The organism is Streptomyces sp. R33 (genome assembly GCF_041200175.1).
Taxonomy (GTDB): Bacteria; Actinomycetota; Actinomycetes; order Streptomycetales; family Streptomycetaceae; genus Streptomyces; species Streptomyces katrae_B.
This window is the reverse complement of sequence record NZ_CP165727.1, coordinates 7,787,042-7,811,441: the sequence shown is the minus strand read 5'-3', so window position 1 is coordinate 7,811,441 and position 24,400 is coordinate 7,787,042. Positions and strand designations below refer to the sequence as shown.

Below are 24,400 nucleotides of genomic sequence, written 5' to 3'. Positions count from 1 at the left end.
GCTGCCGACCTCATCCGCGATGCCATCGGCAGGGCCTGACAGCAGCCCGTAGGGCCGGCGGCGGGTCAGATGCGTTTGTCGGCGAGGATGCGGTCCGCCGCGTAGTGCGGGCAGGACGCGGTGTGCCAGGTGACCGTCAGTATGCCGGCCTCGGCCGACAGGGTCCGGGCCGTGCCGTCCTTCGGGCCGGCCTGGCAGTACGAGCACACCAGGGCTCGCGGCTTGGGAAACTCCAGCATGATCGTGCCCTTCTCGCTCAGATGTACTGGCGCGCGCCGTTACGCCAACTCCTATCAAACCCGGGCGGAACACGGTCCGATACCGGCCGGTAGGGCCTGAATTCCCGTCACCGGCGCAGCCGTTCCTCGCCTTCTCGTGTACGGCCAGTTCAAGGACCGGCAGGCAGCCGCAGGAAGATGCCGGCGGGGCCGCGAAAGCCGACGGTGTGACCGTGGCGGTCTCCCCGAAAGAGATCACTCCGGCCGGCTCCGACGTCACCCTGAGGTGTCAGGTGCCGACGCCGGTCCGGGGTCGGGGCCACCGTGCCGAAGCACGCCCGGTGGAGGAGGACACGAGGGCGACGCACACGTGATCGAATGGGCGCGCAGACAGTCGAACGGGAAGAAGGCGGGCGGTACCCGTGTCAGAGACTCCCCATCCGGACGGCCGGTTCACTCCGGCCGATGCGAACGCCCAGGTGTGGGCCGACGGCAACCCTTCCGCCGGCGCGGCCCCCTGGGCCCCGCCGCAGGGCCGGCCCGCTCCCCCTGCCGGGTACGTCCAACCGCCCGCCCTCGTGGCCGCGCCGGCCGGTTCGCTGTACCACGAGCAGGCGAGGAACGGGCGGCAGGGTGCACTCGGGCGTCTCGGCGAGGTCCTCCTCGTCACGGTCCTCCTGGCGGTGGGCCTCATAGCCGTGACCGTGGCCGGCATGGCCATCGGCCACGCACTGGGCCTGAAGCTCGCCCCCGACGGGGGTGACCGGGTGCTGTCCGACCCGCTGGCGGACGAGGCCATGGGGCTCGTCGCCCTGGCGGTCGGCATACCCGTCGTCCTGCTGGCGGTCCGTGCGTGCGGCCGCCGCCCCGCCGGAACGGTGGTTTCCGTCCTGGGGCGGCTGCGCTGGCGCTGGCTCGCCCGCTGTGCTGCGGTGGCATTCCCCCTGATGGCCCTTCAGATGGGGGCTCTCGTGCTCTGGGGCTGGGTGGAGGACGGCCCGGAGAGCCTCGCGGGCGAGTTCCCCGGATGGCTGCCGCTGCTGCTCGGCTCGGCGGTGTTCCTGGGGTTGGTTCCCTTCCAGGCCGCGGCCGAGGAGTTCGTCTTCCGGGGCTGGCTCGCCCAGTTCTTCGGCGGCTTCCTCCGTTCGCCCTGGCCGGGGATCGTCGTGGCCTCGCTGCTCTTCGCGCTCGCCCACGGGTTCGGTGCGTGGTCGGGGTTCGCGCTGCTCTTCTACTCCGCGGTGTGGTGGGGCTGGCTCGTCATCCGTACGGGCGGGCTGGAGGCCGTGATCGCGATCCACACGGCGAACAACGTGCTGTCCTACGGCACGGCGCTCGCGCTGGGGCAACTGGCCGATTCCGGAACCGCAGCGGACGCCCCGTGGCAGGCGCTCGTCCTCGAGCTGGTGTGCGCGCCCGCCTACTGCCTGCTGATCTCGAAACTCGGCGCCCGGTACGGCGTCGAGAGCCGCAGCCCGGACCACCAGCTCACGCTGCCGGTCCGGGACGCCGTCAGGTCAGCAGCTTCGTCTTGGCCTGCTGGAACTCCTCCTCGGTGAGCGCACCCTTGGCCTTGAGCTCGGCCAGCTTGGCCAGCTCGTCCGCGCCGCCCGATCCGCCGGCCGGAGCGGTGCCCGCCGTCTCGCGGATGTAGTTCTGCAAGGCGGCCTCGTTCTCCTTGGCCTGCTTGACGTCCCGCTGGGTCATGCCCTTGCCGCGGGCGATGACGTACACCAGAACGCCGAGGAACGGCAGCACGATGACGAAGATCAGCCAGCCCGCCTTGGCCCAGCCGCTCATCTCGTGGTCGCGGAAGATGTCCGTGATGATCTTGAACAGCAGGAACAGCCACATGATCCACAGGAAGAACCAGAGCATGGACCAGAAGATGCTCAGCGCCGGGTAGTCGTCGTCCACGGATGCCTCCTTCGGGCGGGCCCGATGCCCGCGATCAGCAGTATTGGCTCGCCCACTGCGTTCCGCATGTCGAGCGGCCCCGTACGGCTCTCCCCCGTACCTCTCGGATCGGCGCTGCCGCCCTGTCCCGCCGGGCCGCACCGCAGGCCACGGATCGCATCGACAGGTCTCACCCGGTCGGGTCACCACCGCTCGCCGGATCGACGGCGCCGGGATTGCCTGGGATACGACCCCTAGGAGACCTGCCATGCCGGACGACGAAAGCCAGGGCGAGCTCGCCGCACTGCGGGCCCGGGTTGCCACGCTGGAGAGCGAGGCCGCGAAACGCCCGCCGCCGCGGCACAGGCTGCGCGCCTTCCTGTCCGCCCTGCTGATCGTCATCGGCTGTGTCCTGGCCCCCCTGGGCATCGTCGCCGCGTGGACGGCGGACATCGTGGGCGACACCGACCGCTACGTCGCCACCGTGGCCCCGCTCGCCTCCAACCCCGATGTCCAGGCGGCCGCCGCGAACCGGGTCACGGGCGCGGTCATGGAACACCTCGACCTGCCCGCCCTGCTCGAGGGCGTGGCGCCGGACGACCGGCCGCTGCTGCAGAAGGGGCTGGGGAAGCTGGGCGACGGCCTCGAGAGCGCGGTCCGGAGCTTCGTGCACGACAAGGCGCAGGACGTCGTCGCGTCGGATGCCTTCGCCACCATCTGGACCGGCGCGAACCGCACGATCCACACCTCCCTCGTACGTGCGCTGACCGGCAGCGACGAGGGAGCCGTGGAGATCAAGAACGACTCGGTGACCGTGGATCTCGCCCCGGTCATCGAACAGGTGAAGAAGCGGCTCGTGGACTCGGGGCTCACCGTCGCCGACAAGATCCCCGAGATCCACACCGACTTCACCGTTCTCCGGTCGGACGACATCGGCCGGGTCAAGACCGGCTTCCGGCTGCTCGAGATCGTCGGCCTGTGGCTGCCGATCATCGCCGTGATCCTCGCGGCCGTGGGCGTCTGGCTGGCAGCCCACCGGCGCCGTAGCCTGGTCGCGGCAGCCCTCGGCTTCGCCGCTGCGGCGCTCATCCTGGGCATCGCCTTGACGGTCTTCCGTACGGTCTATCTCAACGCGCTCCCCGACACCGTCTCCCAGCCGGCCGCCGGTGCCATCTACGACGCGATGATCCGCCTCCTGCGGACCACTGTCCGCATGGTCGTGGTACTCGGCGTACTGCTCGCACTCGCCGCCTGGCTCTCGGGGCCGGGACGCCGTGCCACGGTGGTCCGCCAGCTGTGGCACTCCGGTATCGCGGCCACCCGGGCCACGGCCGACCATGCCGGCCTGCGTACGGGCCCGGTCGGCCCGTTCGTCGGCCGCCACCGCGCCTGGATCACGTGGATCCTGGTGGCGGCCGCCGTCCTCGCTTTCGTCCTGTGGCCGTACCCGACCGGCTGGGTCGTCCTGGGGCTCGCCCTCGCGCTCCTCTTCGCCCTTGCCGTGGCGGAGTTCATCGCCGAAGACACCGAGGTCGCCGAGAGCACCGCGACGGCCGGGGGAAAACCGCCGGGTTCCGTGTAGGCCGCCGGGCTCAGGGACGCGCCGCCCCGGGCTGGGTCACGGGGATGCGCTGGGTGAAGAAGAGCGCCGTCAGCGCGGCCAGGGCGAGGATCCCCAGGGCGGCCCGCAGGCCGTCGATCCGTGCGGTGGCGTTCGCGTCGAGTGCAGCCTGCGTCACCTCCGATTCCGCACCGGCGTCCTCGAGGGCCGCGGTGAGCTGGGCGTCCGACAGGAAGGGGGCGCCTCCCGCGAGTCGGACGTTCGCCTGGCTCTTGACCTCGTCCGGGATCGCCGGGTTCTGCTCGATGGTCGTGAGGAACGACGCGGTCAGCATGGTGATGAGGATCGACCCGGCGACGGCGGTACCGATCGACGCGCCGAGGTTCGTGACGGTGTTCTGGATTCCGCCGACCTCGGCACTCTGCTCGTCCGGGACGGCCGAAACGGTGACCGCTCCGAGCTGTGAGGCCAGCGCCCCCATCCCCAGTCCGATCAGCAGCAACGGGACGGTGACGACGGCCGCACCGGAATCCACGTCCAGGCCGGCCAGCAGGACGACGGCGCCGGCGAGCATCAGCAGCACTCCGAGCCGCACCACACGCCGCGGTGAGGCGTCCGGACGGAACCGGGGGATCCCGATCGCGGCGGCCAGCAGCGAGATGGAGAGCGGCAGGATCAGCATGCCCGTCTTGATGGCGGACAGGCCCAGGGCGACGGACAGGTAGAGCGGGACGACGAAGAACACGCCCATTTGTACGAGGTACTGGAAGAAGAACATCGTCAGGCCGCCGGTGAGCTGCCGATTGCCCAGGAGCTCCGGATCCACGAGAGGTTCCGTCCCGCGTGCGACCAGACGTCTCTCCCAGCGGAAGAAGAGCCAGAGGAGGAAGAGGCCGGCCATCATCAGCCAGACGACCGGTGAGAGGTGGAACCAGGACGGTGCGCCGGCCTTGGGCTGGAACCAGCCCCATGCGCTCGTGCGCAGCACGCCGAAGACGAACAGCCCGATGCCCAGGGCGGACAGGACCGCGCCCACGACGTCGATGCGCGGCCGGTGACCGGGGGGCGCATCGGCGACCCGGCGGCCGAACAGCAGGATGGCCAGCACGACCAGAACCTCTCCGGCGAACACCCAGCGCCAGGAGAAGAACGTCGTCGCCACGCCGCCGATGAGCGGTCCCAGCGCGATCGCCACCGCTCCGGCGGCGGCGACCAGCCCGTACGCGGCCGGCCGGCGCTCGACGGCGAAGTTCGAGGCGACGAGCGCCACGATCGCCGGCATGATCAGCGCCGCTCCCACGCCCTCCAGGAACGACCAGCCCAGCAGCAGGACGGTGAGGTTCGGGGCGAGTGACGTGGTGAGGGATCCGCAGCCGTAGATGACGCAGCCGATCATGAACGCCCGCCTGCGGCCGACGAGGGCGCCGACCTTGCCACCGCTGATCATCAGCATCGCCATGACCAGCGTGTAGGCGGTGATCGCGCCCTGCAGGCCACTGACCGTGGTGCCGATGTCCTCCGCCACCGTCGCGATCGAGACGTTCATGACCGAGCTGTCCAGGGCCATCAGGAACTGGCCGGCCGCCAGCGTGAGCAGGACGCCCCGTGCGCCCTTCGCCGACCCGGCCGCGGATGTCGGGTGTGCCTTGGCTGTCATGGAACGGAGCCTCCCACGGCTCCCGACGGCCACGTGTCGCCTCGCCGGGCAGGTCAGCCGACTGGCACAGACGCGGGGCGCTCGCAGCGCCCGCCGGTGTCAGGCCGATTCCGCCGCCACCCGGCCCGAGGCCACCGCGTCCACCAGGGCCCGGTGGTCGCGCTCGTTCCGGTCGGCGTAGGCCTCCGCGAACCGCACCAGCGCCTGATCGAACACGTCGGCGCTACCCAGGTAGGCGGCGATGCCGATCCGGTCGCCGGACCGGGCGTGTGCCCGGGCCAGGGTGGTCGCGCACACGTCGCCGAGCGTCTGCATGCCCCGCGGCGCCATGAGCTCCGGTTCGATGCTCCCCTTCCAGTCCCGCAACTGCCGTACGTAGAAGTCCCGCTCGCGGCCGTCGATGCCCTTCGCCCGGTACCAGCCCAGGAAGATGTCGCTGGCTGCCTGCATCAGGCGCTGCCCGGCCACCACCCGTTCGCCCTGCATGGAATGCTCGGCGGCGCCGACGTACGGGGCGAGGACCGACTCGCCGGCCTCCTTGGCCTGGAGGATCAACGGGTCGTCGCCGTCCCTGCCCAGGAGCAGAATGATCCAGCACCGGGTGCCCACACTGCCGACGCCCACCACCTTGCGGGCCATGTCGACGACGGTGAACTGCCGCAGCAGGTGGCGCCGGTCCGAAGGGAGGGTCTGGCCGTACTCTTCGACCATTTCGCGGATCTGCTCCTCCAGCGGGCCGCGCTCATTGTCCGCCAGCAGCTCCGTGAGCGGTATGACCAGGGGCGGTACCGACCTGAACCGGCGCTCGCCGGACACCACCTCGGTGAGTTTCCCGGCGGCCTGCAGGCTGTCCCGCCCGCGTGCTTTGGCCAGCTCCTCGTCCAGCCGCTTGCGGCCGCGCGAGCGCAGTTCGGCCGCCCCCAGCGTCTGGAGCTGCTCCGCGTCGACCCTCGCGTACCAGACGTCGAGGTGGCGCATGACGGCGTAGCGGCGCATCTGCTCACGGTAGGAGCGGCCCGCGGACCGGACGATCGCGGCGCGCTCGCCATCGGTGAAGCCGTTCTCCCGCCCGGCGATGGCCAGGCTCACGGCCAGCCGCTTGACGTCCCACTCCCAGGGTCCGGGCAGTGTCTCGTCGAAATCGTTCACGTCGAACAGCAGGTTCCGCTCGGGGGTGCCGAGGAGGCCGTAGTTCAACATGTGTGCGTCGCCGCACAGTTGGGCCCGGAGGCCGGAGTCCGGGGTGTGGGCCAGGTCGGCGGCCATGACGGCGGCGGCGCCCCGATAGAAGCGGAACGGGGACTCCGACATCCGCCCGTAGCGGATCGGCACCAGCTCCGGCACTCGGCCGGCCGCCTGCCCTTCGAGTACCTCCACCGGATCCCGTCGGTCCGCGGGCGGTTCGAACTCCCCGTGCGCGGAGCGGGGTGTCCGCCGCCGGGCGGCGCGACCGCGCTCGGCCCGCTCCGCGGCGGACAGTCCGCGGGTGCCGTTCTCCGCCCCTGCGGCATGCATTGCCATCGCTGCACCTCCAGGCCACGCGGGCCCCTGCTGCCCAGCATGGCACTCCCGGCCCGGTGGCGCCGTACGGTGCGGTTCGGCTCCGGGGCGCGGCACCCGGCCTGCTCAGCCCTGGTCGTCCCTCAGCCGCTTGGGGGGCGGACTGCCCAGCCGCCCGGCCAGGAAGGGCTCCTGCGCCAGGACGGCGCCCGCAGTGACACCGATGGCGATGGCCACGCACACCACGATCAGCCAGGACAGCAGGACGAAGACCGAACCGGCCGACCCGTAGTCGCTCAGCGCCCGATTGAGGGCGCGCGGCATGTAGAAACGTGCGACGAGCGAGAGGGCGGTGGAGCCCAGGGCGGTGAGCACCGCTCCCGGCAGCAGGGGGAGCCAGCCCACCAGTCCGCCCAGCAGGAGGTGCTGCGACCACCACCAGGCCAGCGCCAGGAAGACGAACGTGAGGGGGATGCCCAGCCACAGTCCGACGCCGAACCCGTTACGGACCGGTCCCTGCACGATCAGCACGAAGACCCAGACACCGATCCAGGCGACCCAGCGCCAGATCGCGATGTGGACCCCCGTCCGCGGAATCTCCCACGCCCGCTTGCACAGGCGTTGCATGGCGCGGCTGACGGCGGTCGAGGACAGCAGCACCATCAGGGCGCCCACCAGGCCCACCGCATTCTGGAATTCGCTGTCGGTGCCGCCGAAGATGTCGTCCACCTGCTCGCTCGCCTCGCCGGTGAGCCCGAAGACCGCGCGCACGGATTCGGCCATTTGCTGCTGCAGGCCTTCGGGCGCGAACGACGCCACGGCGAAGACCAGGGGCACGGCGGTGAGGAAGCACTGCGCGGCGAGCCGCGTCGCGGAGTCGAAGATGTTCACCGCCACCATGCGCTCCGCCACATGGGTGATCACCGGGAAGCGGGCCTCCGCCTCGCGCTGGAGGCGTCGCGCCCTCACCGCCGCCGTGCGCGAACGGGTCCTCCACCAGGCGGGGTGCATGGCATTGTGCGCCCGCTTGCCGGAGGCCATCAGCGCACCGGGGAGCGGGACGGTGGAGAGGGAGGCGGACAACGGCCGGGCAGCCACGACAACACCTGCGGAGCGGTCGTCGCCATGGGTCTCTCCTTCGTGTGCGTCCAGGTTGGAGGATGCTGCCGGGAGCGGCATCTCGAACCGGTGCCCTGCCCGCCGCCGCGCCCGGAAAAGGTGTCGAAGGCAGGTCCGCTGCGTAGGGTCGACGTGGTACGTCGTCACGCGCTGGGGGCGCCATGGTTCTCGACCTGATGCTGATCGCCCTGGTCATCACGCTCTATCCGCTGCCCATGATGGCGTTCGCACTCGTGGTGTCGTCCGATAGGGGCGTCTGGAAGGGCCTCGCCTTCATTCTGGCCTGGCTCGCCTGCCTCGTCGCGGTGATCGCCGTCGTCCTCGCGCTGACCGACGGCCAGCCCCCGCCGCCGCGCTCCCCTCCCGGCGTGGCAGGACTTGCGGCCAAGTTGGCCATCGGGATCGGGCTGGTGCTCTACGGACTGCACCGCCGCCGCCTCATGCAGGCGAGCTCCGCGGCCCCGGCGGGTACTGCGGAGGGTGCTGCGTCCGGTGCCCCGGAGAGTGCTGCGGCATCCCCCGGCGCGGAGGCTCAGGAAGAACGGGCCGACAAGGTGGCCGAAGGCCTTGACCGCAGTTCGGTCTGGGCGGCGGCTGGCCTGGCCGTGCTCGTCCAGCCGTGGGGCATGGTGGCGGCGGGTGCGACGACCGTACTCGAGGCGAACGCCTCCCACGCGGCCACCTACGCGGCCCTGTTCGGCTTCTGCCTGCTCGCGACCTCGAGCCTGCTGGCCGCCGAGCTGTACATCGTGTTCTCCCCCGAGGTGGCGCAGGCACGGCTCCTGCGCATGCGCGAATGGCTGAAGGCCCACTCGCAGCAGGCGATCGTCGTCCTGTGCCTGGCACTCGGCCTGTGGCTGACCGGCAAGAGCATCTACCAGCTGACCAGCTGACGAGCCGGACCGCCGGCCGCTCGGCTCCTGCGACAGGTGACGCTTCCGAATGTGCGAAGGTCCGTGCGCGGTGCTGCAATGAGGTGAGGGACATCCGCTCCGGAACCGCTCGTGCCCGGCCACCCGCCGTCCGCACACCGGCGGCCGGCCCGACGTCCCTCCCTCCCCCAGCCCGACAGGAGCAGCCATGAGCAGCGAGGCCGAGGAATCCCGCGGATTCGGTGACATCGAGGACATGGGCCCCGTGGACTACGCCGTGATCGAGTTCCCGGGCAGTCACATGACGGGCAACGGACTGCCCATGCTCGTGGATCTCGTCGATCGCGGCATCATCCGGATCTTCGACCTGGTCTTCGTCCGCAAGGACCTGGACGGCTCGGTGACGGCGGTGGAACTGACCGACTTCGGCGACGAGGTCGACCTGTCGGTCTTCGAAGGAGCCTCGTCCGGCCTGCTGGACCAGAGCGACATCGACGATGCCGGCACCGCTCTGGAACCCGGGAACTCGGCGGGGATCATCGTTTACGAGAACAGGTGGGCGGCGCCGTTCGCCCGCGAACTGCGGCGCGGAGGCGCCCAGCTCGTGGCGGCCGGCCGGATTCCCGTCCAGGCTCTGCTCGCCTCGCTGGACGCCATGGAGGTCCCGCCCGCCGGCGGGTGAGACCGGCCGCAGCCCTGCTTCACCGCACCCCTGGAGATGAGCATCATGCCCGGACTTCTTCGCGGAGTCGCCCGTACGGCCGTCATCGCCGGCACCGCCACCGCCGTGTCCAACCGGGTGTCGCGGCGGCAGGCCGGCCGGTGGGCCCAGCAGGACGCCGTGCAAGAGCCGGTGGCCGCTGCGCCGCCCCCGGCTGCGGCCCCGGTTGCGGCCCCGGCTGCGGCCCCGGCTGCGGCTCCTGCCGCCGATGACATGACCACGAAGATCGACCAGCTCAAGCAGCTCAGCACCCTCAAGGAGCAGGGAGTGCTGACCGAGGAGGAATTCGCCGAGCAGAAGCGCCGGATCCTCGGCTGACAGAGCACCCTGTACCGGACACACCGGTGAGGGACGGGGGACGGGAAGGAACGGCCCCATGACGCAGCCGACGCAGCCGGGTCGGAGTCCGAGTCCGCAGCCGCCATCACGGCCCGCGGAGCCACAGAAGCTCGGCGAGCTGCTGCGGACTCCCGGATACCTCAAGACGCTGGTGTTCTGCGGGCTCATCGGCATCCCGGTATCGCTGGCCGCATTCTGGTTCCTCGCCGGGCTCCGGAAACTGGAGAGCCTGGTGTGGACGGACCTCCCGCACGCCCTCGGCCACGACACTCCGCCGTGGTGGTGGCCCCTGCCGCTCCTGCTCATATCGGGCATCTGCGTCGGGCAGATCGTCACCCGTTTCCCCGGGGCCGGCGGGCACATCCCCGCGTCCGGCCTGCACGCGGGCGGCCCCGGAGCCGTAGCCCTGCCCGGAGTGGTCCTCGCGGCGGCGTTCAGCCTGCCGCTCGGCGCCACGCTCGGCCCCGAGGCCCCGCTGATCGCGCTGGGCGGCGGACTCGCGATCGCACTGCGGCACCTCACGGGAACGCCGGAGACACCGATGAGCACCGCGCTGCTGGGCGCGGCCGGCGCCGCTGCCGCGATCGCCACCATCTTCGGCAATCCCCTGATCGGTGCGGTGCTGCTGATGGAGGTCGTGGGCGTGGGCGGGCCCCAGCTGTTCGCCGTCATGCTGCCCGCGCTGCTCTCCAGCGGCATCGGCTCGCTCGTGTTCACCGGTTTCGGCCGCTGGACCGGTCTGGGGACCGGCGATCTGAAGCTGAAGGCCGGCCCGCAGTTCCCCCGTCTGGACGTCGGTGACGTGGGCTGGTCGATCCTGATCGCCGTGGCCCTCGCCGCCGGGGTGCACCTGATCCAGCACGGCGGCCGGCTGACCGCCATCCACGTCGCCCGACGGCCCCTGACCCTCACGGTGCTCTGCGCGCTCGCCGCCGGCGTCTGCGCCGCCGCCTATGCCCTGGGTACCGGCCGCTCTCCCGCGGATGTGGCCTCCTCGGGCCAGACCACCCTGGGCGAGCTGGCCGGAGATCCGCACGCCTGGGGCGTGGGCGCGCTGATCGCCGTCCTCCTGTGCAAGGGCGCCGCCTTCTCCCTGTGCCTGGGCAGCCTGCGCGGCGGCCCCATCTTCCCGTCCCTGTTCCTCGGCGCCGCGGCCGGGGTCCTCTGCTCGCCCCTGCCCGGCCTGGGCATCGGCGCCGGGCTGGCGGCCGGCATGGCTGCCGCCACCGTGAGCGCGCTGAGGCTGCCGGTCAGCAGTGTGGTCCTCGTGGTCCTGGTCCTGGGCAGCACCGAGATGATCCCGGTGGCGATCCTCTCCACCGTCGTGGCGTTCGTGACCGCCGAACTCCTGCCGCCGGGCCCGCCGATCCCACCCGTAGGCCGCCCGGCCCAGCCCGCCGCGCCTGCGCCGTAGCGTCAGTCGCTTCGCGCATCAGGGGGGTGACAACATCGACTCTCGTACGTACAGCTGCCGTCGCCCATCAGTGGTCCCCCTGACCACAACCCTGCACTGCCCCTGACAAACCTCCCGGTGGGGGCGCGAGGGGGGTGTCGGCCGGCGGGCGCAGGTCGGGTGCACTGCCGGGGACAACGCGCGACCGCTTGTGCGCCGTTGTGAGGACATGGCCGACTCCCTAACGTGCTGCTGCACGCAGGTCCGGCGGGGGGCGAAGCGTCGTGAAGCCGCCACCGGACCCTCGTCCTCACGGCGACTCAGGGGGGCACATGCCGGGACCGAACCCGACTCCGCGGAACACGCCGGGGCGGATCTTCCAGGCCTCGACCATGACGGCCATGCTGGAAGGCGTCTACGAAGGCACGACGACCATCGCCGAGCTCTGCCGCCACGGCGACTTCGGCATCGGCACCTTCGACCGGCTCGACGGCGAGATGATCGTCCTCGACGGCCGATGCTACCGATTACGCGCCGACGGCACCGCAGGTGAAGCCGACCTTGCCACGCGAACACCGCTCGCGGCAGTGACCTACTTCCACGGCGAGTACGACTGGCGGATGACCGAGCCCGTCGACGCCACAGAGCTGCGCGCGGCGATCGACAAGTGGCTGCCGAGCCCCAACATGTTCTACGCAGTGCGCGTCGACGGGCACTTCGACCACATGGTCACCCGCATGCTCCCGGAGCAGCACCGCCCCTACCCCCGGCTGATCGACGCGGTGGCGGAACAGATCGTCTCCACCCACACCGACCTGGACGGAACCATCGTCGGTTTCCGCAGCCCCACCCACATGCTCGGGGTGGCCGCGGCCGGATACCACCTGCACTTCCTCTCCGGCTGCCGCACGCGTGGCGGCCACGCCTACGACTTCGTACTCCGCTCCGGGCGGGTGCGCGTGGACGTGGGCTACGAGCTGGTCCTCCGTATGCCGCGCACGGCGGACTTCCACACGGCGCAGCTCGGCCGTGGCGACATCGCGGCTGAGATCGAGGCGGTGCTCCAGGGCGGCCGCAGGCCCTGAGCGGTGCATACCGGTCGGCGGACACGATGCCAGGGCGAGCGCGGCGTTCCGCAGCTCGGCCGCCACGGCGCCGTGCCGGCCCCGGATGGGGCAACTCGATTCCGGACTCGGAGGGTGCTTGCCCGCTCGGCACTCACCCCACGCGGGCGAGGAAGAGGTCGCTGAAGTGGTCCATTTCGATGCCGCCACCGTGGGCGTCCAGGACCCGGCCCGTCTCGGCGAGGACCTGCCCGCGCCGGTCGGGGGGCAGGACGCGATAGCGCGAGAGCGAGGCCAGGTATCCCAGGTATCGCCCGGTGTCGTACTGCTGAACCTGGCGGTACCGGACGGCACGCAGCTGCGTGAAGCGCCCGTCGCGCCGGCATTCCTCCTCGGGCCAGCCGGGCAGACCGGCCCAGTCCCCGGGCACGTCGCCGTACGAGGACGCCGGCTCACCATGCGGCGCGTGGTCGATCCCGTGGCGGGCGTCGACCTCGGCCAGGGCGGCGTGCAACCGCGGATCGCGGACCCCCTGCGGGTTCCAGAACAACGCCACGGCCCCGCCCGGCGCGAGTGCGTCCCGGGCCAGACCCCAACGCCGCTCCGGGTCCACCCAGTGCCAGGACGTGGCAGCGAACAGCAGCCCGAAACGGCGGCCACCGGGCTGCCACTCCTCGAAGCCACCGCTGTGCACCCGGACCCCCGGGTAGCGCGAGGTGTTGCGGCGCAACACCTCTGCCATGCGCGGATCGGGCTCGATGCACACCAGCGGCGTACCCGCCGCCGCGAACGGCACCGTGGCCTTGCCGGTGCCCGCGCCGACCTCCACCGCCTCACGCTCCCCCAGGGCCGCGTACGCGAGCACGTCCGCAACCAGAGGGTCCGCATATCCCGGGCGGGCGGCATCGTAGAGTTCGGCCACTTCTCCGAACACCTGACTGCGCGCCATATCGACCTGCCCCCGCACGGTCATACGCCTCACCCGTCTCCTCGATCGGCAAGCGGCCACCCTACCGACGCGGTCGTACCACGAACGCCAGGTCGCGTTTCCCGGCCGGCTGCGCTGCTACAACTGCCACCGGAGCCGGCGTACCGCAGGTGAGGGGAAGCAACGATGGCCGAGCACGTGGTGGAGGCGGACGGCGTTACGCTGTGCACCGAGTCCTTCGGCGAGCCGTCGGATCCTCCCGTCCTGCTCATCATGGGTCTTGGGGCCTCGATGCTCTGGTGGGAGGAGGGCTTTTGCCGGATGCTCGCCGACGGCGGCCGCTTCGTGATCCGCTACGACCACCGCGACACCGGCCGGTCCGTCACCTACGAGCCGGGCCGTCCCGGATACACCGGCGCGGACCTGGTCGGTGACGCCGCCCGCGTGCTCGACGCTCATGGCATCCCGGCCGCGCACGTCGTGGGTGTCTCGGCCGGAGGGGCACTCGCGCAGCTGCTCGCGCTCCACTACGCCGATCGTGTCCTCTCGCTCGTCCTGATCAGCACGTCCTCCGCCGTGCCTGTCGGCCGCGAACTTCCCTCGCCCACGCAGGAGTTCATGCGGTTCGTTTCCGACGCGCACGTCGACTGGTCGGACGGTGACTCGGTGATCGATTACCAGGTCGGCTACGCGCGCGTACTCGCCGGCGGTCGGCGCCCGTTCGACGAGGCCGCCGCCCGCAGCCTCGTCCGTCGCGACGTCGAGCGTGCGCGCGACTTCACCGCGGCCCGCAACCACGACTCGCTTCCGGACGGTGAGCTCCCACCAGCGCCCCTGTCCTCGATCGCCGCGCCCACGCTGGTGATCCACGGGACCGCCGATCCGATGTTCCCCCTCCGCCACGGTGAGGCTCTCGTGGAACAGATCCCCGAGGGCGGGCTCCTGGTGCTGGAGGACGCCGGCCACGGGGTCGATCGGGCCGACTGGGCGACGATCGTCCCCGCCATCCTCGAACACACCGCCGCGGGCCGTGCCCGTTAGGCGGGCCTGAACGAGCCCGGCCGGTCTCGCACACCGCGGCCGAGCGGCCGCACCGCACCGCACCGCCGGGCTCCCGCCGGTCCAGGCCGCCACGGCACCTAACCGTCTCTGCGTCAGGGTGGCGTCAAGAGTTCCGCTGCGCCCGTATGGAGCCCGTCAAGAGGTCTTAACGCCCACCTGAGCTCGCGCTTTGCTCTTACTCGGCCGTCTGGCCGAAATCCATTTCATCAATTCATCCAGGAGCTCACGATGGCCGATCTGGCCTTCGTCGTCACCACGGTCGCGGTCTTCGCGCTGGTGGCTCTCATCGCCCGAGGGGTGGCCAAGCTGTGACCGCCGAGAACATCGTCGGCATGCTCGTGGCCGTCTCCCTGCTGGGATACCTCGTCCTCGCCCTTGTGTACCCGGAGAGGTTCTGAGCGCTGATATGAGCCCCGTAACCGCTGGTGTGCTGCAGCTGCTCGCGCTCGTCGCCGCACTCGCCCTCGCATACCGCCCTCTCGGCGACCACATGGCCCGCGTCTACTCCTCCAAGAAGCACTACCGCCCGGAGAAGTGGATCTATAAGGTCATCGGCGCCAACCCCTGGGCCGAGATGCGCTGGCCCGCGTACCTGCGCGGCGTCCTGGCCTTCTCCGCAGTGAGCGTCCTCTTCCTCTACCTGCTCCAGCGCGTGCAGGGCGTGCTGCCCGGTTCGCTCGGCTTCGTGTCGATCGACCCCGACCAGGCGTTCAACACCGCCGCGTCGTTCGTGGCGAACACCAACTGGCAGTCGTACTCCGGCGAGCAGGCCATGGGCCACGTCGTGCAGACCGGCGGCCTCGCAGTGCAGAACTTCGTCTCGGCCGCGGTCGGCATGGCCGTCGCCGTGGCCCTCGTACGGGGCTTCGCGCGCTCGCGTACCGGCGAACTCGGCAACTTCTGGGCCGACCTGGTCCGCGGCACCGTCCGGATCCTGCTGCCGATCTCCCTGATCGGCGCGATCGTGCTGGTCGCCTGCGGCGCCATCCAGAACTTCGCCGGGATCCACGAGGTCGGCCAGTTCGTCAACGGGCACAGCACGGCCGCCGGCCAGCAGTGGAACGGCGGCGCGGTCGCCTCCCAGGAAGTCATCAAGGAACTCGGCACGAACGGCGGCGGCTACTTCAACGCCAACTCGGCCCACCCCTTCGAGAACCCGACCCCGTTCTCGAACCTCTTCGAGATCTTCCTGATCCTGCTCATCCCGTTCGCACTGACCCGCACCTTCGGCCGTATGGTCGGCAGCCTGCGCCAGGGCTACGCGATCCTCGCCACGATGGCCACGATCTGGCTCGGGTTCACCGCGCTGATGATGTGGACCGAGTTCGCCCACCACGGCCCGGCCTTCGACATCGCGGGCGGGGCGATGGAGGGCAAGGAGACCCGCTTCGGCATCGGCGCCTCGGCGATCTTCTCCGTCGCCACCACGCTCACCTCCACGGGCGCGGTCAACTCCTTCCACTCCTCCTACACCGGGCTCGGCGGCGGCATCCAGCTGCTGGGCATGCAGCTCGGCGAGATCGCGCCCGGCGGCGTCGGCTCGGGCCTCTACGGCATGCTGATCATGGCGATCATCGCCGTGTTCATCGCCGGCCTGATGGTCGGCCGTACGCCTGAATACCTGGGCAAGAAGATCGGCACCCGCGAGATCAAGCTGGCCGCCTGCTACATCCTCATCACCCCGGCGCTGGTGCTCTGCTTCACCGCCGCGGCGATGGCGCTGCCGACGCCCGGCAACTCGATGGCCAACCCGGGCGCGCACGGCTTCTCCGAGATCCTGTACGCCTACACCTCCGGCGCCAACAACAACGGCTCGGCCTTCGCGGGCCTGAACGCCGACACGCAGTGGTTCAACAGCACCATCGGCATCGCGATGCTGCTCGGCCGCTTCCTGCCGATCGTGTTCGTCCTCGCGCTGGCCGGGTCGCTCGCGGAGCAGCAGCCCGTGCCGGAGACGGCAGGCACCCTCCGTACCGACAAGCCGCTCTACGCGGGCCTGCTCGTCGGGACGATCACCATCATCACCGGTCTGACCTACTTCCCCGCCCTCGCGCTGGGTCCGCTCGCTGAAGGGCTCGCCTCATGAGCACCATCACCCCCACCCGTGCTCCGCACGAACACCTGCCCACCGGACACATGCCCCCGGCAGGGCGCGTCGGCGGCGGCCTGTTCGACCCGAAGGCCCTGCTCAAGTCCTTCCCTGACGCGGTGAAGAAGCTCGATCCGCGCGTCATGGTCAAATCGCCGGTCATGTTCGTGGTCCTCGTCGGGTCGGTGGTCACCACGGTCCTCGCGATCAAGGACCCGACTGACTGGTTCGGCTGGGCGATCACCGCCTGGCTGTGGCTGACCACGGTCTTCGCCAACCTGGCGGAGGCCGTGGCCGAGGGCCGCGGCAAGGCCCAGGCCGACACCCTGCGCAAGGCGAAGACCGACACCGTCGCCCGTCGTCTGACGGACTCCGGTGAACAGCAGGTACCCGGTACCGACCTCAAGATCGGCGACCTGGTCGTCTGCGAGGCCGGCGACATCATCCCGGGCGACGGTGACGTGGTCGAAGGCGTCGCCTCGGTCGACGAATCCGCCATCACCGGCGAGTCCGCACCCGTCATCCGGGAATCCGGCGGCGACCGCTCGGCCGTCACCGGCGGTACGAAGGTCCTCTCGGACCGGATCGTCGTCAAGATCACGACGAAGCCCGGCGAGACCTTCATCGACCGGATGATCGCCCTGGTCGAGGGCGCGGCGCGGCAGAAGACGCCCAACGAGATCGCGCTCAACATCCTGCTCGCGTCCCTCACCATCGTCTTCCTGCTGGCCGTGGTCACGCTCCAGCCGTTCGCGATCTACGCGGGGGCCGAGCAGTCGATGATCGTGCTGACCGCCCTGCTGGTCTGCCTGATCCCGACGACCATCGGTGCGCTTCTCTCCGCCATCGGCATCGCCGGCATGGACCGGCTCGTCCAGCGCAACGTCCTCGCGATGTCGGGGCGTGCGGTCGAAGCCGCCGGTGACGTTTCGACGCTGCTGCTCGACAAGACCGGAACCATCACGCTCGGCAACCGCCAGGCCGCCGAGTTCGTCCCGGTCAAGGGCACGACGGAGACCGAGCTGGCCGACGCCGCACAGTTGTCGTCGCTGGCCGACGAGACCCCCGAGGGCCGCTCGATCGTGGTCCTCGCGAAGGAGAAGTACGGGCTGCGCGAGCGCCACCAGGGCGAGCTCGCCCAGGCCGAGTGGATCGCGTTCACGGCCCAGACCCGTATGTCGGGTGTGGACGTCGACGGCACGAAGACCCGTAAGGGGGCAGCCGGTTCGGTCATCACCTGGGTGACTCAGCAGGGCGGCCGGGTCGCCGAGGACGCCGACGTTCTGGCCGACCGGATCTCCGAGGCGGGTGGTACGCCGCTCCTCGTTGCCGTCGAGGACGAGAAGGGCGCCCGGGTCCTCGGTGTCATCCACCTCAAGGACGTCGTCAAGGAGGGCATGCGCGAACGGTTCGGCGAACTGCGCCGCATGGGCATCAAGACCGTGATGATCACGGGCGACAACCCGCTGACCGCGAAGGCCATCGCGGAAGAGGCCGGAGTCGACGACTTCCTCGCCGAGGCCACCCCCGAGGACAAGATGGCCCTCATCAAGCGGGAGCAGGCCGGCGGCAAGCTCGTCGCGATGACCGGCGACGGTACGAACGACGCCCCGGCCCTCGCCCAGGCCGACGTCGGCGTGGCGATGAACACGGGCACCTCGGCCGCCAAGGAGGCCGGGAACATGGTGGACCTGGACTCCAACCCCACCAAACTCATCGAGATCGTCGAGATCGGCAAGCAGCTCCTCATCACCCGGGGCGCGCTGACCACCTTCTCCATCGCCAACGACGTGGCGAAGTACTTCGCGATCATCCCGGCCATGTTCGCCGTGGTCTACCCGGGCCTCGACAAGCTCAACATCATGGGCCTGCACTCGCCGAACTCGGCGATCCTCTCCGCGGTCATCTTCAACGCGCTGATCATCATCGCGCTCGTGCCGCTCGCCCTGAAGGGCGTGCAGTACAAGCCGACCAGCGCCGACAGGATGCTCCGCCGCAACCTGGGGATCTACGGACTCGGCGGCCTCGTCGCCCCGTTCGTCGGCATCAAGATCATCGACATGCTCATCACCCTCATCCCGGGAATCGGCTGACCTCAATGAACAACTCCGTAAGCAACACAGCACGGTTGATCGGGGCGGGTCTGCGGGCCCTGCTGGTCCTCACGGTCATCTGCGGCGTGCTCTACCCGCTCGCCGTCACCGGGATCGCCCAGGCCCTGTTCGACAACAAGGCCAATGGCTCCGAGATCAAGGACGAGAGCGGCCGGGTCGTCGGCTCCTCCCTCATCGGCCAGAGCTACAACCTGCCCAAGCAGAACCCCGACGACCCGGAGGAAGCCGCCGAGCCGGACCTGAAGTGGTTCCAGCCGCGCCCCTCCAACGGCCTCGGCTCCAACAGCGTCAACCAGCAGTACTCCCTGGTCCTGTCCGGCGCCACCAACAAGGCGGGCGACAACCCGGACCTGGTCAAGCTGGTCGAGGACGCCAAGGCCGCCGTGATCGCGGACAACTCCACCGCGACGTACAAGGTCGAGCCCTCGGACGTGCCGGCCGACGCCGTCACCTCTTCCGGCTCCGGCCTCGACCCGAACATCTCCCCGGAGTACGCGAAGATCCAGGTCCACCGGGTCGCGGAGCAGAACGGCCTCGACGTCCAGCAGGTCGAGAAGCTCGTCGCCAAGTACACCACCGGCCGCACCCTCGGCTTCATGGGCGAGCCCCGCGTCAACGTCCTGGAACTCAACACCGCGCTCAAGTCACTGACCAAGAGCTGATGGCCGTCCTGGTCCCCCGGACGGGAACCCGGTGGGGCGCAGAAGCTCCGCTCCCCACCGGTTCCTTATCCGCCCGCAACGAAGAAGGGCTGCAGACCCCATGACCCGGGTGCTCGTGGTGGAGGACGATCCCCAGCTCGTTCGTGCGCTGAAGATCAATCTGCAGGCGCGCAAGTTCGACGTGACGGAGGCCGGTGACGGCCGCGCGGCCATCCGGCTCGCCGCCGACGGCAGACCGGACGTCATCCTCCTGGACCTCGGCCTGCCGGACATGGACGGTGTGGAGGTGATCAGGAGCGTACGGGGCTGGAGCCGGGTGCCGATCCTGGTGCTGTCCGCGCGCCACACCTCCGAGGAGAAGATCCGCGCCCTGGACGCTGGCGCGGACGACTACGTGACGAAGCCGTTCAGCATGGACGAGCTGCTGGCCCGCCTGCAGGCCGCCACCCGGCGGCAAGAGGACCCCGCCTCCCGCGGAGGTCCGTCCGGGATCACGACCGAGGAGTTCACCGTCGATCTCGCGGCCCGGAAGGTGGTGCGCGGCGAGCGCACCGTCCGGCTGACCCCGACCGAATGGCATCTGCTGGAGCTGCTGATCGCCCGTCCCGGTCATCTCGTGTCCCAGCGCAAGCTGTTGCTCGAGGTGTGGGGGCCGACGTACGCCGAGCACACCAACTACCTGCGCGTGTACATGGCCCAGCTGCGGCGCAAGCTGGAAGCGGACCCCTCCCACCCCCGGTACCTGATCACCGAACCGGGCATGGGATACCGCTTCGAACCCTGACGGACAGAGGTCACGTGAGCCCGGTCGTCAGCCGAGGGTGACCGGGAGCCGGTGCACGCCGTAGATGTTCATGCCGGTCCGCAGCGGTACGTCCGCGGCGGGGACGGCGAGGCGCAGCTCCGGGAAGCGGGCGAGGAGCGCGGGGAGGGCCACCCGCATCTCGACGCGGGCGAGTTGGGCGCCGAGGCACTGGTGGATGCCGTGGCCGAAGCCGAGCTGCCCGGTGGCCTTGCGGCGGATGTCGAGGGTGTCGGGGTCGGTGAAGCGCAGCGGGTCGCGGTTGGCGGCCTCGACGGAGAGGGTGACGCTCTCTCCGGCCTTGATGGTCTGGCCGTCCAGTTCGACGTCCTCCAGGGGGACCCGGACCATGGTGTGAGCGACGGTGAGGTAGCGCATCAGCTCTTCGACGGCGCTGTCGGCGAGGCCGGGATCGGTGCGCAGGGCGGCGAGTTGGTCCGGGTGGCTGAGCAGGGCGAAGGTGCCGTGCGCGAGCATGTTGGCAGTGGTGTCGAGGCCGGCGCCGAGCAGGAAGCCGCCGATGCCGGCCAGTTCCTCCTCGGTGAGGTCGCTCTCGGTCAGGTCGCTGAGCAGGTCGTCGGTCGGGGCCGCCCGCTTGGCCCGGACGAGCTCGGTCATGTACTCCTGCAGCCCGGCCATGGCGGCGAACCGTTCCTCCATGCTCGCTTCCATGCTCATCAGGGCCACGGTGTAGTCGTGGAAGGTCTTGCGGTCCCCGTAGGGCACACCGAGCAGTTCGCAGATGACCAGGGCGGGGATGGGCTGCGCGAACGCCTGCACCAGGTCGAGTCCGGCACCCTGCTGCTCCATGGCGTCCAGGTGCTCGGCGGTGATCTGCTCGATCCGCACGGTCAGCAGGCGCATGCGGCGGGCCGTGAACTTGCCGGCGAGCAGCCGCCGGTAGCGCGTGTGGTCCGGGGCGTCCATGCCGGTCATGTCGCCGACGGGGGCCGGGGGCAGCGCGCCTTCGGGGCCGCCGGGGAACGGGAAGTGCATGAGCTCGTAGCGGGAGCTGAATCGGGGGTCCGCCAGTACGGCGCGTACGGGGGCGTAGCCGGTGACCAGCCAGCCGTGGTGCCCGTCGGGGTAGACCATGCGGCGGACGGGCTGCTGCTCACGTACCTCGGTCAGCTCGCCGGGCGGGGCGAAGGGGCAGCCGGCGGGGCGGGCGGTGGGCAGCGAAGCCAGCGGTTCGTGGTTCACGTTCACGGATCGGTTCCTCCGGCGCATCGACTTTTACGGCGTGCAACTGATGGGACCCGCCCACCGTAAGAGATGAGTTGCACGGTGTGCAAGCCTCAATTGAACGGCGTGCAAGTGGGTGGGGGAACTGGGCTACCCTGGCGCCATGCCGCGTGAGACCTTGAACCGTGACCAGATCGTCCGGGCCGCGATCGAGCTGCTCGATGCCGAGGGCATCGAGGGCCTGAGCATGCGCAAACTCGGCCGGCGACTGGGCTCGGCACCCACCGCGATGTACTGGCACGTGGGCAACAAGGAGAACCTCGTCGTCCTCGCGGCGGACCTGGTGTGGGCCGAGATCGAGCCGCTGGACCCCGCCGCGTCCGGCTGGCGCGCCGCCGCGCGGGCCCTGGCGTACGACGCGCACGCGCTGGCCGCACGGCACCCCTGGCTCATCAACGCCATCGGCACGCACTTCGTGTACGGCGACGGGATGGCCCGCTTCCAGGACCACAGCTACGCGGTGTACGAGGCGGCCGGGTTCACGGGGTGGGACCTCGACTGGGCCGTGAACACCGCCTACACGTTCGTGGCGGGCTCGGCCGTGGACGAGGCGACCACGGCGGCGATGGCGAAGGCGCAGATCCGCCCTGGCCGGGGCGCCGAGGGCGGACCGGAGCAGGACATCGTCACCTGGGCGACCGGGATCGCGTCCCGGTACCCCCGGCTGCGCGCCCGCCTGGAGGCACAGGCGGTGGCCGACCCGGCGGAGATGACGCACCGGAAGTTCGAGTTCGGCATCGAGGCGATCCTGGACGGCCTCGAAGCCCGACTGGCACGGCAGGCCACGTAAGGGGTGTCGTCAAAGTCCCGTCTTGACGCCCCCCTCCACCCAACTCCCGGCCCTTGACGCCCTCCTGACGGCCGGTCGAGCGGGCGGCGGCTAGCGCTGCCGACGGGAGGACAGGACGCAGAATTCGTTGCCTTCGGGGTCGGTGAGGACCATCCAGGTGGCATCCTCGCCCTGGCCCACGTCTGCGGGGCGGGCGCCGTGTTCGAGCAGGCGCTGGACTTCCGCCGCCTGGTCGTCCGGGCGGAAGTCAAGGTGGAGGCGGTTCTTCGACAGCTTGGGCTCCGGCACCGGGACGAAGATCAGGCCGGGCAGACGGTCGGGCTCGGGGCGGATCTCGAACTCGTCCGGCGCGTCGTTCACGACGACCCACGCCAGCGCCTGCGCCCACCAACGGCCCAGCGCGGCCGGGTCCCGGGAGTCCACGACGGTCTGTTCCCACTCCAGCGGCATGCCCCGAGCCTACGGCCTGCGGGGGCGGATGCGGGCGGCGAGTACCGCGACGTCGTCCTCGGCGTGGCGGGCGTCCAGGGCGTCCACCACGGCGTCCACCAGCTCCTCCACCGCCGCGCCCACCGGCAGCCGCAGTCCGGCCAGCCGGGCCAACGAGACGTCGATGTCCTCGCCTCGCCGTTCCACCAGCCCGTCGGTGAACATCAGCAGGGTCTCCTCGGTGGTGATCGCCCGGGTGACGCCCTCGTAGCCGCCCACCCCGGTGCCGAGCGGCGGACCCACCGGAACGTCGACCAGAGCGGCCGAGCTGTCCGCTCCGAAGATCGCGGGCGGCAGGTGGCCGGCGCTGGCGAAGTCCGCGACCCCGCGCGTGGGATCCATCCGTACCAGCAGGCAGGTGGCCGGCCGGCGGGCGGGATCCTCGGCGACCAGGGCGTCCAGCTGGCGCAGCACGCGGTGCGGGGCGAGGTCCGTGGAGGCCACGTCGCGCAGCGTGGAGCGGTACGCGTTCATGTCGACCGCGGCGTCGAGCCCGTGACCCATCACGTCCCCGACCACCAGCAGGGTGCGGCCGAAGTGGAGACGGACGGTTTCGAACCAGTCCCCACCCACCAGGGCCCCGGAGCCCACGGGGAGGTAGCGGCTGGCCATCTCCAGGTTGGGGTGCGGCCGCCCCGGCTCCGATACCAGCGCGCGCTGCAGGTTCATCGCGGTGTCCTCGGTGGCGGCCAGCTCCCGGGCATGGCCGAGGTGCACCGCCGCCAGGCGGGCCGCGAAGTGGATCGTCGCCGTCTCGTGATCGCTGAAGCCGCGCCGGGTGCGTACGGCGAGCACCGCGCCGTAGACCCGGTCGCGGGCCAGCAGCGGAACGGAAACGAGGTGCGCGGGGGTGCCGCCGGAGAGCACCACCCACTCGGAGAGGGGGTGTCCGCCGTCCATGGCACGTACGGAGGGCGAGCCGTCGGCGGGGGCCGCCGGCAGTCCGGCGGCTCCGGCCACGGCCACCCGGCTCAGCGAACCGTCGTCGGCCCGCAGCTCCACCGCGACCGCGTCGCACAGGGTGCGGAACAGGAAGCCGGCCAGTTCCTCGCACGTGGTGGTCTCGTCGAGACGCGTCCCGATCTGCTCGGCCGCGGCTTCCATCCTCCGGAGCCGCGCGAGCAGCGCCTCGTACTCCCCCGGGGGCCCGGCGGACCTCCCGTCATGCTCCGACAAGACACCTCCCCGGCCCGGCAGCCGAAGCAGCCATTCCACCAGCCCGAACCGTCACCCGCACGTGCGCCGCGCGCCCGCCGCGCGCGCGGATCACCGCAGACCGGTCTCCGGGGCGCGGTGATCCCCCGTCGCCGAGTAGAGTCAGCCGACTCAATGATCACGGGGGAAGTCATGGCCATGCCCATATCCAAGATACGAGGTGCGGCGGTCGTCGCCGTGGCCCTCGCGGCGCTCAGCGTCTCCTGCGGGACGAGCCCGAAGGGGAGCGCGTCGCCCGGCGGCTCGACCGGCGCACCCGCGGCGACCACGGGCGCGTCGAGCTCCGCGGCGCCCACCGACTCGACGCCGACCGCGCCCCCGGCGTCCCGTACGCCGTCGGCCCAGAGATCCGAGCCGGTGAGCCTGGTCCGGGACGCCTTCGCGGGACTCCAGGCCACCCTGAACGATTCGTGCACCCCGGGGAACTGCGCGTACTTCCTCGGACGGGTCTACGACGAACTGCACCGCATGGATGCGGCGATGAAGGCCGACGCGAAGGGCCCCGGCCACTTCCCCGAGCCGATCGCCCTGATCAAGAAGCTCGACGCGGAGCTCGCCGGGGACCGCTCCTTCGAGAACCTGAAGAAGCACCAGACCCTGCTGATCGGCACCCGGGACAAGATCAACGTCTGGATGCAGGGCCACCCCGACGACTACCGCTGAC

The 24,400-nt window shown here is 70.7% G+C and carries 24 protein-coding genes; 15 read left to right on the top strand and 9 right to left on the bottom strand.

Annotation, left to right across the window (positions count from 1 at the left end; translation table 11 throughout):
* Positions 1 to 65: 65 nt before the first annotated feature.
* Positions 66 to 239 carry a hypothetical protein gene (locus AB5J51_RS35840; protein WP_159047208.1) on the bottom strand — a complete coding sequence of 58 codons (174 nt, stop codon included), beginning with the start codon at positions 237 to 239 and terminating at the stop codon, positions 66 to 68.
* A gap of 401 nt (positions 240 to 640) precedes the next feature.
* On the opposite strand from AB5J51_RS35840, the gene AB5J51_RS35835 reads away from it, so the two are divergent.
* Positions 641 to 1,777: a lysostaphin resistance A-like protein gene (locus AB5J51_RS35835; RefSeq protein ID WP_369779611.1), complete on the top strand. Its 1,137-nt coding sequence runs from the start codon at positions 641 to 643 to the stop codon at positions 1,775 to 1,777.
* Here AB5J51_RS35835 and AB5J51_RS35830 read toward each other — a convergent pair.
* Positions 1,731 to 2,096 (bottom strand): SHOCT domain-containing protein, encoded by a 366-nt coding sequence (locus AB5J51_RS35830; RefSeq protein ID WP_136223693.1) that lies wholly within the window; start codon positions 2,094 to 2,096, stop codon positions 1,731 to 1,733. The genes AB5J51_RS35835 and AB5J51_RS35830 overlap by 47 nt on opposite strands.
* Positions 2,097 to 2,382: 286 nt before the next feature.
* On the opposite strand from AB5J51_RS35830, the gene AB5J51_RS35825 reads away from it, so the two are divergent.
* Positions 2,383 to 3,696 (top strand): hypothetical protein, encoded by a 1,314-nt coding sequence (locus tag AB5J51_RS35825; protein ID WP_053787450.1) that lies wholly within the window; start codon positions 2,383 to 2,385, stop codon positions 3,694 to 3,696.
* Between the two features lie 10 nt (positions 3,697 to 3,706).
* Here the strand turns inward: AB5J51_RS35825 and AB5J51_RS35820 are convergent, their stop codons facing one another.
* The 3 genes from AB5J51_RS35820 to AB5J51_RS35810 all read right to left on the bottom strand — a co-directional run bounded on the left by AB5J51_RS35820 (position 3,707) and on the right by AB5J51_RS35810 (position 7,930).
* On the bottom strand, positions 3,707 to 5,332 hold the full coding sequence (locus AB5J51_RS35820) for an MFS transporter (RefSeq protein ID WP_369779610.1): 1,626 nt from the start codon (positions 5,330 to 5,332) through the stop codon (positions 3,707 to 3,709).
* Positions 5,333 to 5,431: 99 nt separating this feature from the next.
* The gene (locus AB5J51_RS35815) at positions 5,432 to 6,853 is read right to left on the bottom strand and encodes a DUF2252 domain-containing protein (RefSeq protein WP_369779608.1); all 1,422 of its coding nucleotides are present in this window, start codon (positions 6,851 to 6,853) and stop codon (positions 5,432 to 5,434) included.
* A 105-nt stretch (positions 6,854 to 6,958) separates the two neighbouring features.
* Positions 6,959 to 7,930: a YhjD/YihY/BrkB family envelope integrity protein gene (locus AB5J51_RS35810; RefSeq protein WP_324616734.1), complete on the bottom strand. Its 972-nt coding sequence runs from the start codon at positions 7,928 to 7,930 to the stop codon at positions 6,959 to 6,961.
* A 182-nt stretch (positions 7,931 to 8,112) separates the two neighbouring features.
* On the opposite strand from AB5J51_RS35810, the gene AB5J51_RS35805 reads away from it, so the two are divergent.
* The 5 genes from AB5J51_RS35805 to budA all read left to right on the top strand — a co-directional run bounded on the left by AB5J51_RS35805 (position 8,113) and on the right by budA (position 12,361).
* Positions 8,113 to 8,844 (top strand): GAP family protein, encoded by a 732-nt coding sequence (locus AB5J51_RS35805; protein ID WP_053787455.1) that lies wholly within the window; start codon positions 8,113 to 8,115, stop codon positions 8,842 to 8,844.
* Between the two features lie 187 nt (positions 8,845 to 9,031).
* Entirely contained in the window at positions 9,032 to 9,505 is a 474-nt protein-coding gene (locus tag AB5J51_RS35800) for a DUF6325 family protein (protein WP_369779607.1), read from the top strand.
* A 45-nt stretch (positions 9,506 to 9,550) separates the two neighbouring features.
* On the top strand, positions 9,551 to 9,862 hold the full coding sequence (locus AB5J51_RS35795; RefSeq protein WP_136223381.1) for an SHOCT domain-containing protein: 312 nt from the start codon (positions 9,551 to 9,553) through the stop codon (positions 9,860 to 9,862).
* A 58-nt stretch (positions 9,863 to 9,920) separates the two neighbouring features.
* The gene (locus AB5J51_RS35790; protein WP_369779606.1) at positions 9,921 to 11,297 is read left to right on the top strand and encodes a chloride channel protein; all 1,377 of its coding nucleotides are present in this window, start codon (positions 9,921 to 9,923) and stop codon (positions 11,295 to 11,297) included.
* 311 nt (positions 11,298 to 11,608) lie between these two features.
* Positions 11,609 to 12,361: an acetolactate decarboxylase gene (gene budA / locus AB5J51_RS35785; RefSeq protein ID WP_369779605.1), complete on the top strand. Its 753-nt coding sequence runs from the start codon at positions 11,609 to 11,611 to the stop codon at positions 12,359 to 12,361.
* A gap of 133 nt (positions 12,362 to 12,494) precedes the next feature.
* On the opposite strand, the gene AB5J51_RS35780 is transcribed toward budA, so the two are convergent.
* Positions 12,495 to 13,262 (bottom strand): trans-aconitate 2-methyltransferase, encoded by a 768-nt coding sequence (locus AB5J51_RS35780; RefSeq protein ID WP_369779604.1) that lies wholly within the window; start codon positions 13,260 to 13,262, stop codon positions 12,495 to 12,497.
* Positions 13,263 to 13,454: 192 nt separating this feature from the next.
* On the opposite strand from AB5J51_RS35780, the gene AB5J51_RS35775 reads away from it, so the two are divergent.
* The 6 genes from AB5J51_RS35775 (at position 13,455) to AB5J51_RS35750 (ending at position 19,979) form a co-directional block, all read left to right on the top strand.
* Entirely contained in the window at positions 13,455 to 14,309 is an 855-nt protein-coding gene (locus AB5J51_RS35775) for an alpha/beta fold hydrolase (protein WP_369779603.1), read from the top strand.
* Positions 14,310 to 14,638: 329 nt separating this feature from the next.
* Positions 14,639 to 14,728: a K(+)-transporting ATPase subunit F gene (gene kdpF, locus AB5J51_RS35770; RefSeq protein ID WP_063785181.1), complete on the top strand. Its 90-nt coding sequence runs from the start codon at positions 14,639 to 14,641 to the stop codon at positions 14,726 to 14,728.
* Between the two features lie 8 nt (positions 14,729 to 14,736).
* Positions 14,737 to 16,416, top strand: coding sequence for a potassium-transporting ATPase subunit KdpA (kdpA, locus tag AB5J51_RS35765; RefSeq protein WP_136223371.1), 1,680 nt, complete (start codon positions 14,737 to 14,739; stop codon positions 16,414 to 16,416).
* Complete coding sequence (gene kdpB / locus AB5J51_RS35760) at positions 16,413 to 18,512, top strand: potassium-transporting ATPase subunit KdpB (protein WP_369779600.1); 2,100 nt, start codon at positions 16,413 to 16,415, stop codon at positions 18,510 to 18,512. The genes kdpA and kdpB overlap by 4 nt, the downstream gene beginning before the upstream one ends.
* A 5-nt stretch (positions 18,513 to 18,517) precedes the next feature.
* Positions 18,518 to 19,195, top strand: a complete 678-nt coding sequence (locus AB5J51_RS35755) for a potassium-transporting ATPase subunit C (protein WP_369779599.1) — start codon at positions 18,518 to 18,520, stop codon at positions 19,193 to 19,195.
* 100 nt (positions 19,196 to 19,295) lie between these two features.
* Positions 19,296 to 19,979 (top strand): response regulator, encoded by a 684-nt coding sequence (locus AB5J51_RS35750; protein ID WP_369779597.1) that lies wholly within the window; start codon positions 19,296 to 19,298, stop codon positions 19,977 to 19,979.
* Between the two features lie 27 nt (positions 19,980 to 20,006).
* On the opposite strand, the gene AB5J51_RS35745 is transcribed toward AB5J51_RS35750, so the two are convergent.
* Positions 20,007 to 21,206 carry a cytochrome P450 gene (locus tag AB5J51_RS35745; RefSeq protein WP_369779596.1) on the bottom strand — a complete coding sequence of 400 codons (1,200 nt, stop codon included), beginning with the start codon at positions 21,204 to 21,206 and terminating at the stop codon, positions 20,007 to 20,009.
* 139 nt (positions 21,207 to 21,345) lie between these two features.
* Between AB5J51_RS35745 and AB5J51_RS35740 the strand changes: the two genes are divergently transcribed.
* Positions 21,346 to 22,032: a TetR/AcrR family transcriptional regulator C-terminal domain-containing protein gene (locus AB5J51_RS35740; protein WP_053787461.1), complete on the top strand. Its 687-nt coding sequence runs from the start codon at positions 21,346 to 21,348 to the stop codon at positions 22,030 to 22,032.
* A gap of 90 nt (positions 22,033 to 22,122) precedes the next feature.
* Here the strand turns inward: AB5J51_RS35740 and AB5J51_RS35735 are convergent, their stop codons facing one another.
* Positions 22,123 to 22,482 carry a VOC family protein gene (locus AB5J51_RS35735; protein ID WP_369779594.1) on the bottom strand — a complete coding sequence of 120 codons (360 nt, stop codon included), beginning with the start codon at positions 22,480 to 22,482 and terminating at the stop codon, positions 22,123 to 22,125.
* 9 nt (positions 22,483 to 22,491) lie between these two features.
* Positions 22,492 to 23,697, bottom strand: a complete 1,206-nt coding sequence (locus AB5J51_RS35730) for a PP2C family protein-serine/threonine phosphatase (RefSeq protein WP_369779593.1) — start codon at positions 23,695 to 23,697, stop codon at positions 22,492 to 22,494.
* Between the two features lie 171 nt (positions 23,698 to 23,868).
* On the opposite strand from AB5J51_RS35730, the gene AB5J51_RS35725 reads away from it, so the two are divergent.
* Positions 23,869 to 24,399: a hypothetical protein gene (locus AB5J51_RS35725; protein WP_369779592.1), complete on the top strand. Its 531-nt coding sequence runs from the start codon at positions 23,869 to 23,871 to the stop codon at positions 24,397 to 24,399.
* Position 24,400: the final 1 nt, after the last annotated feature.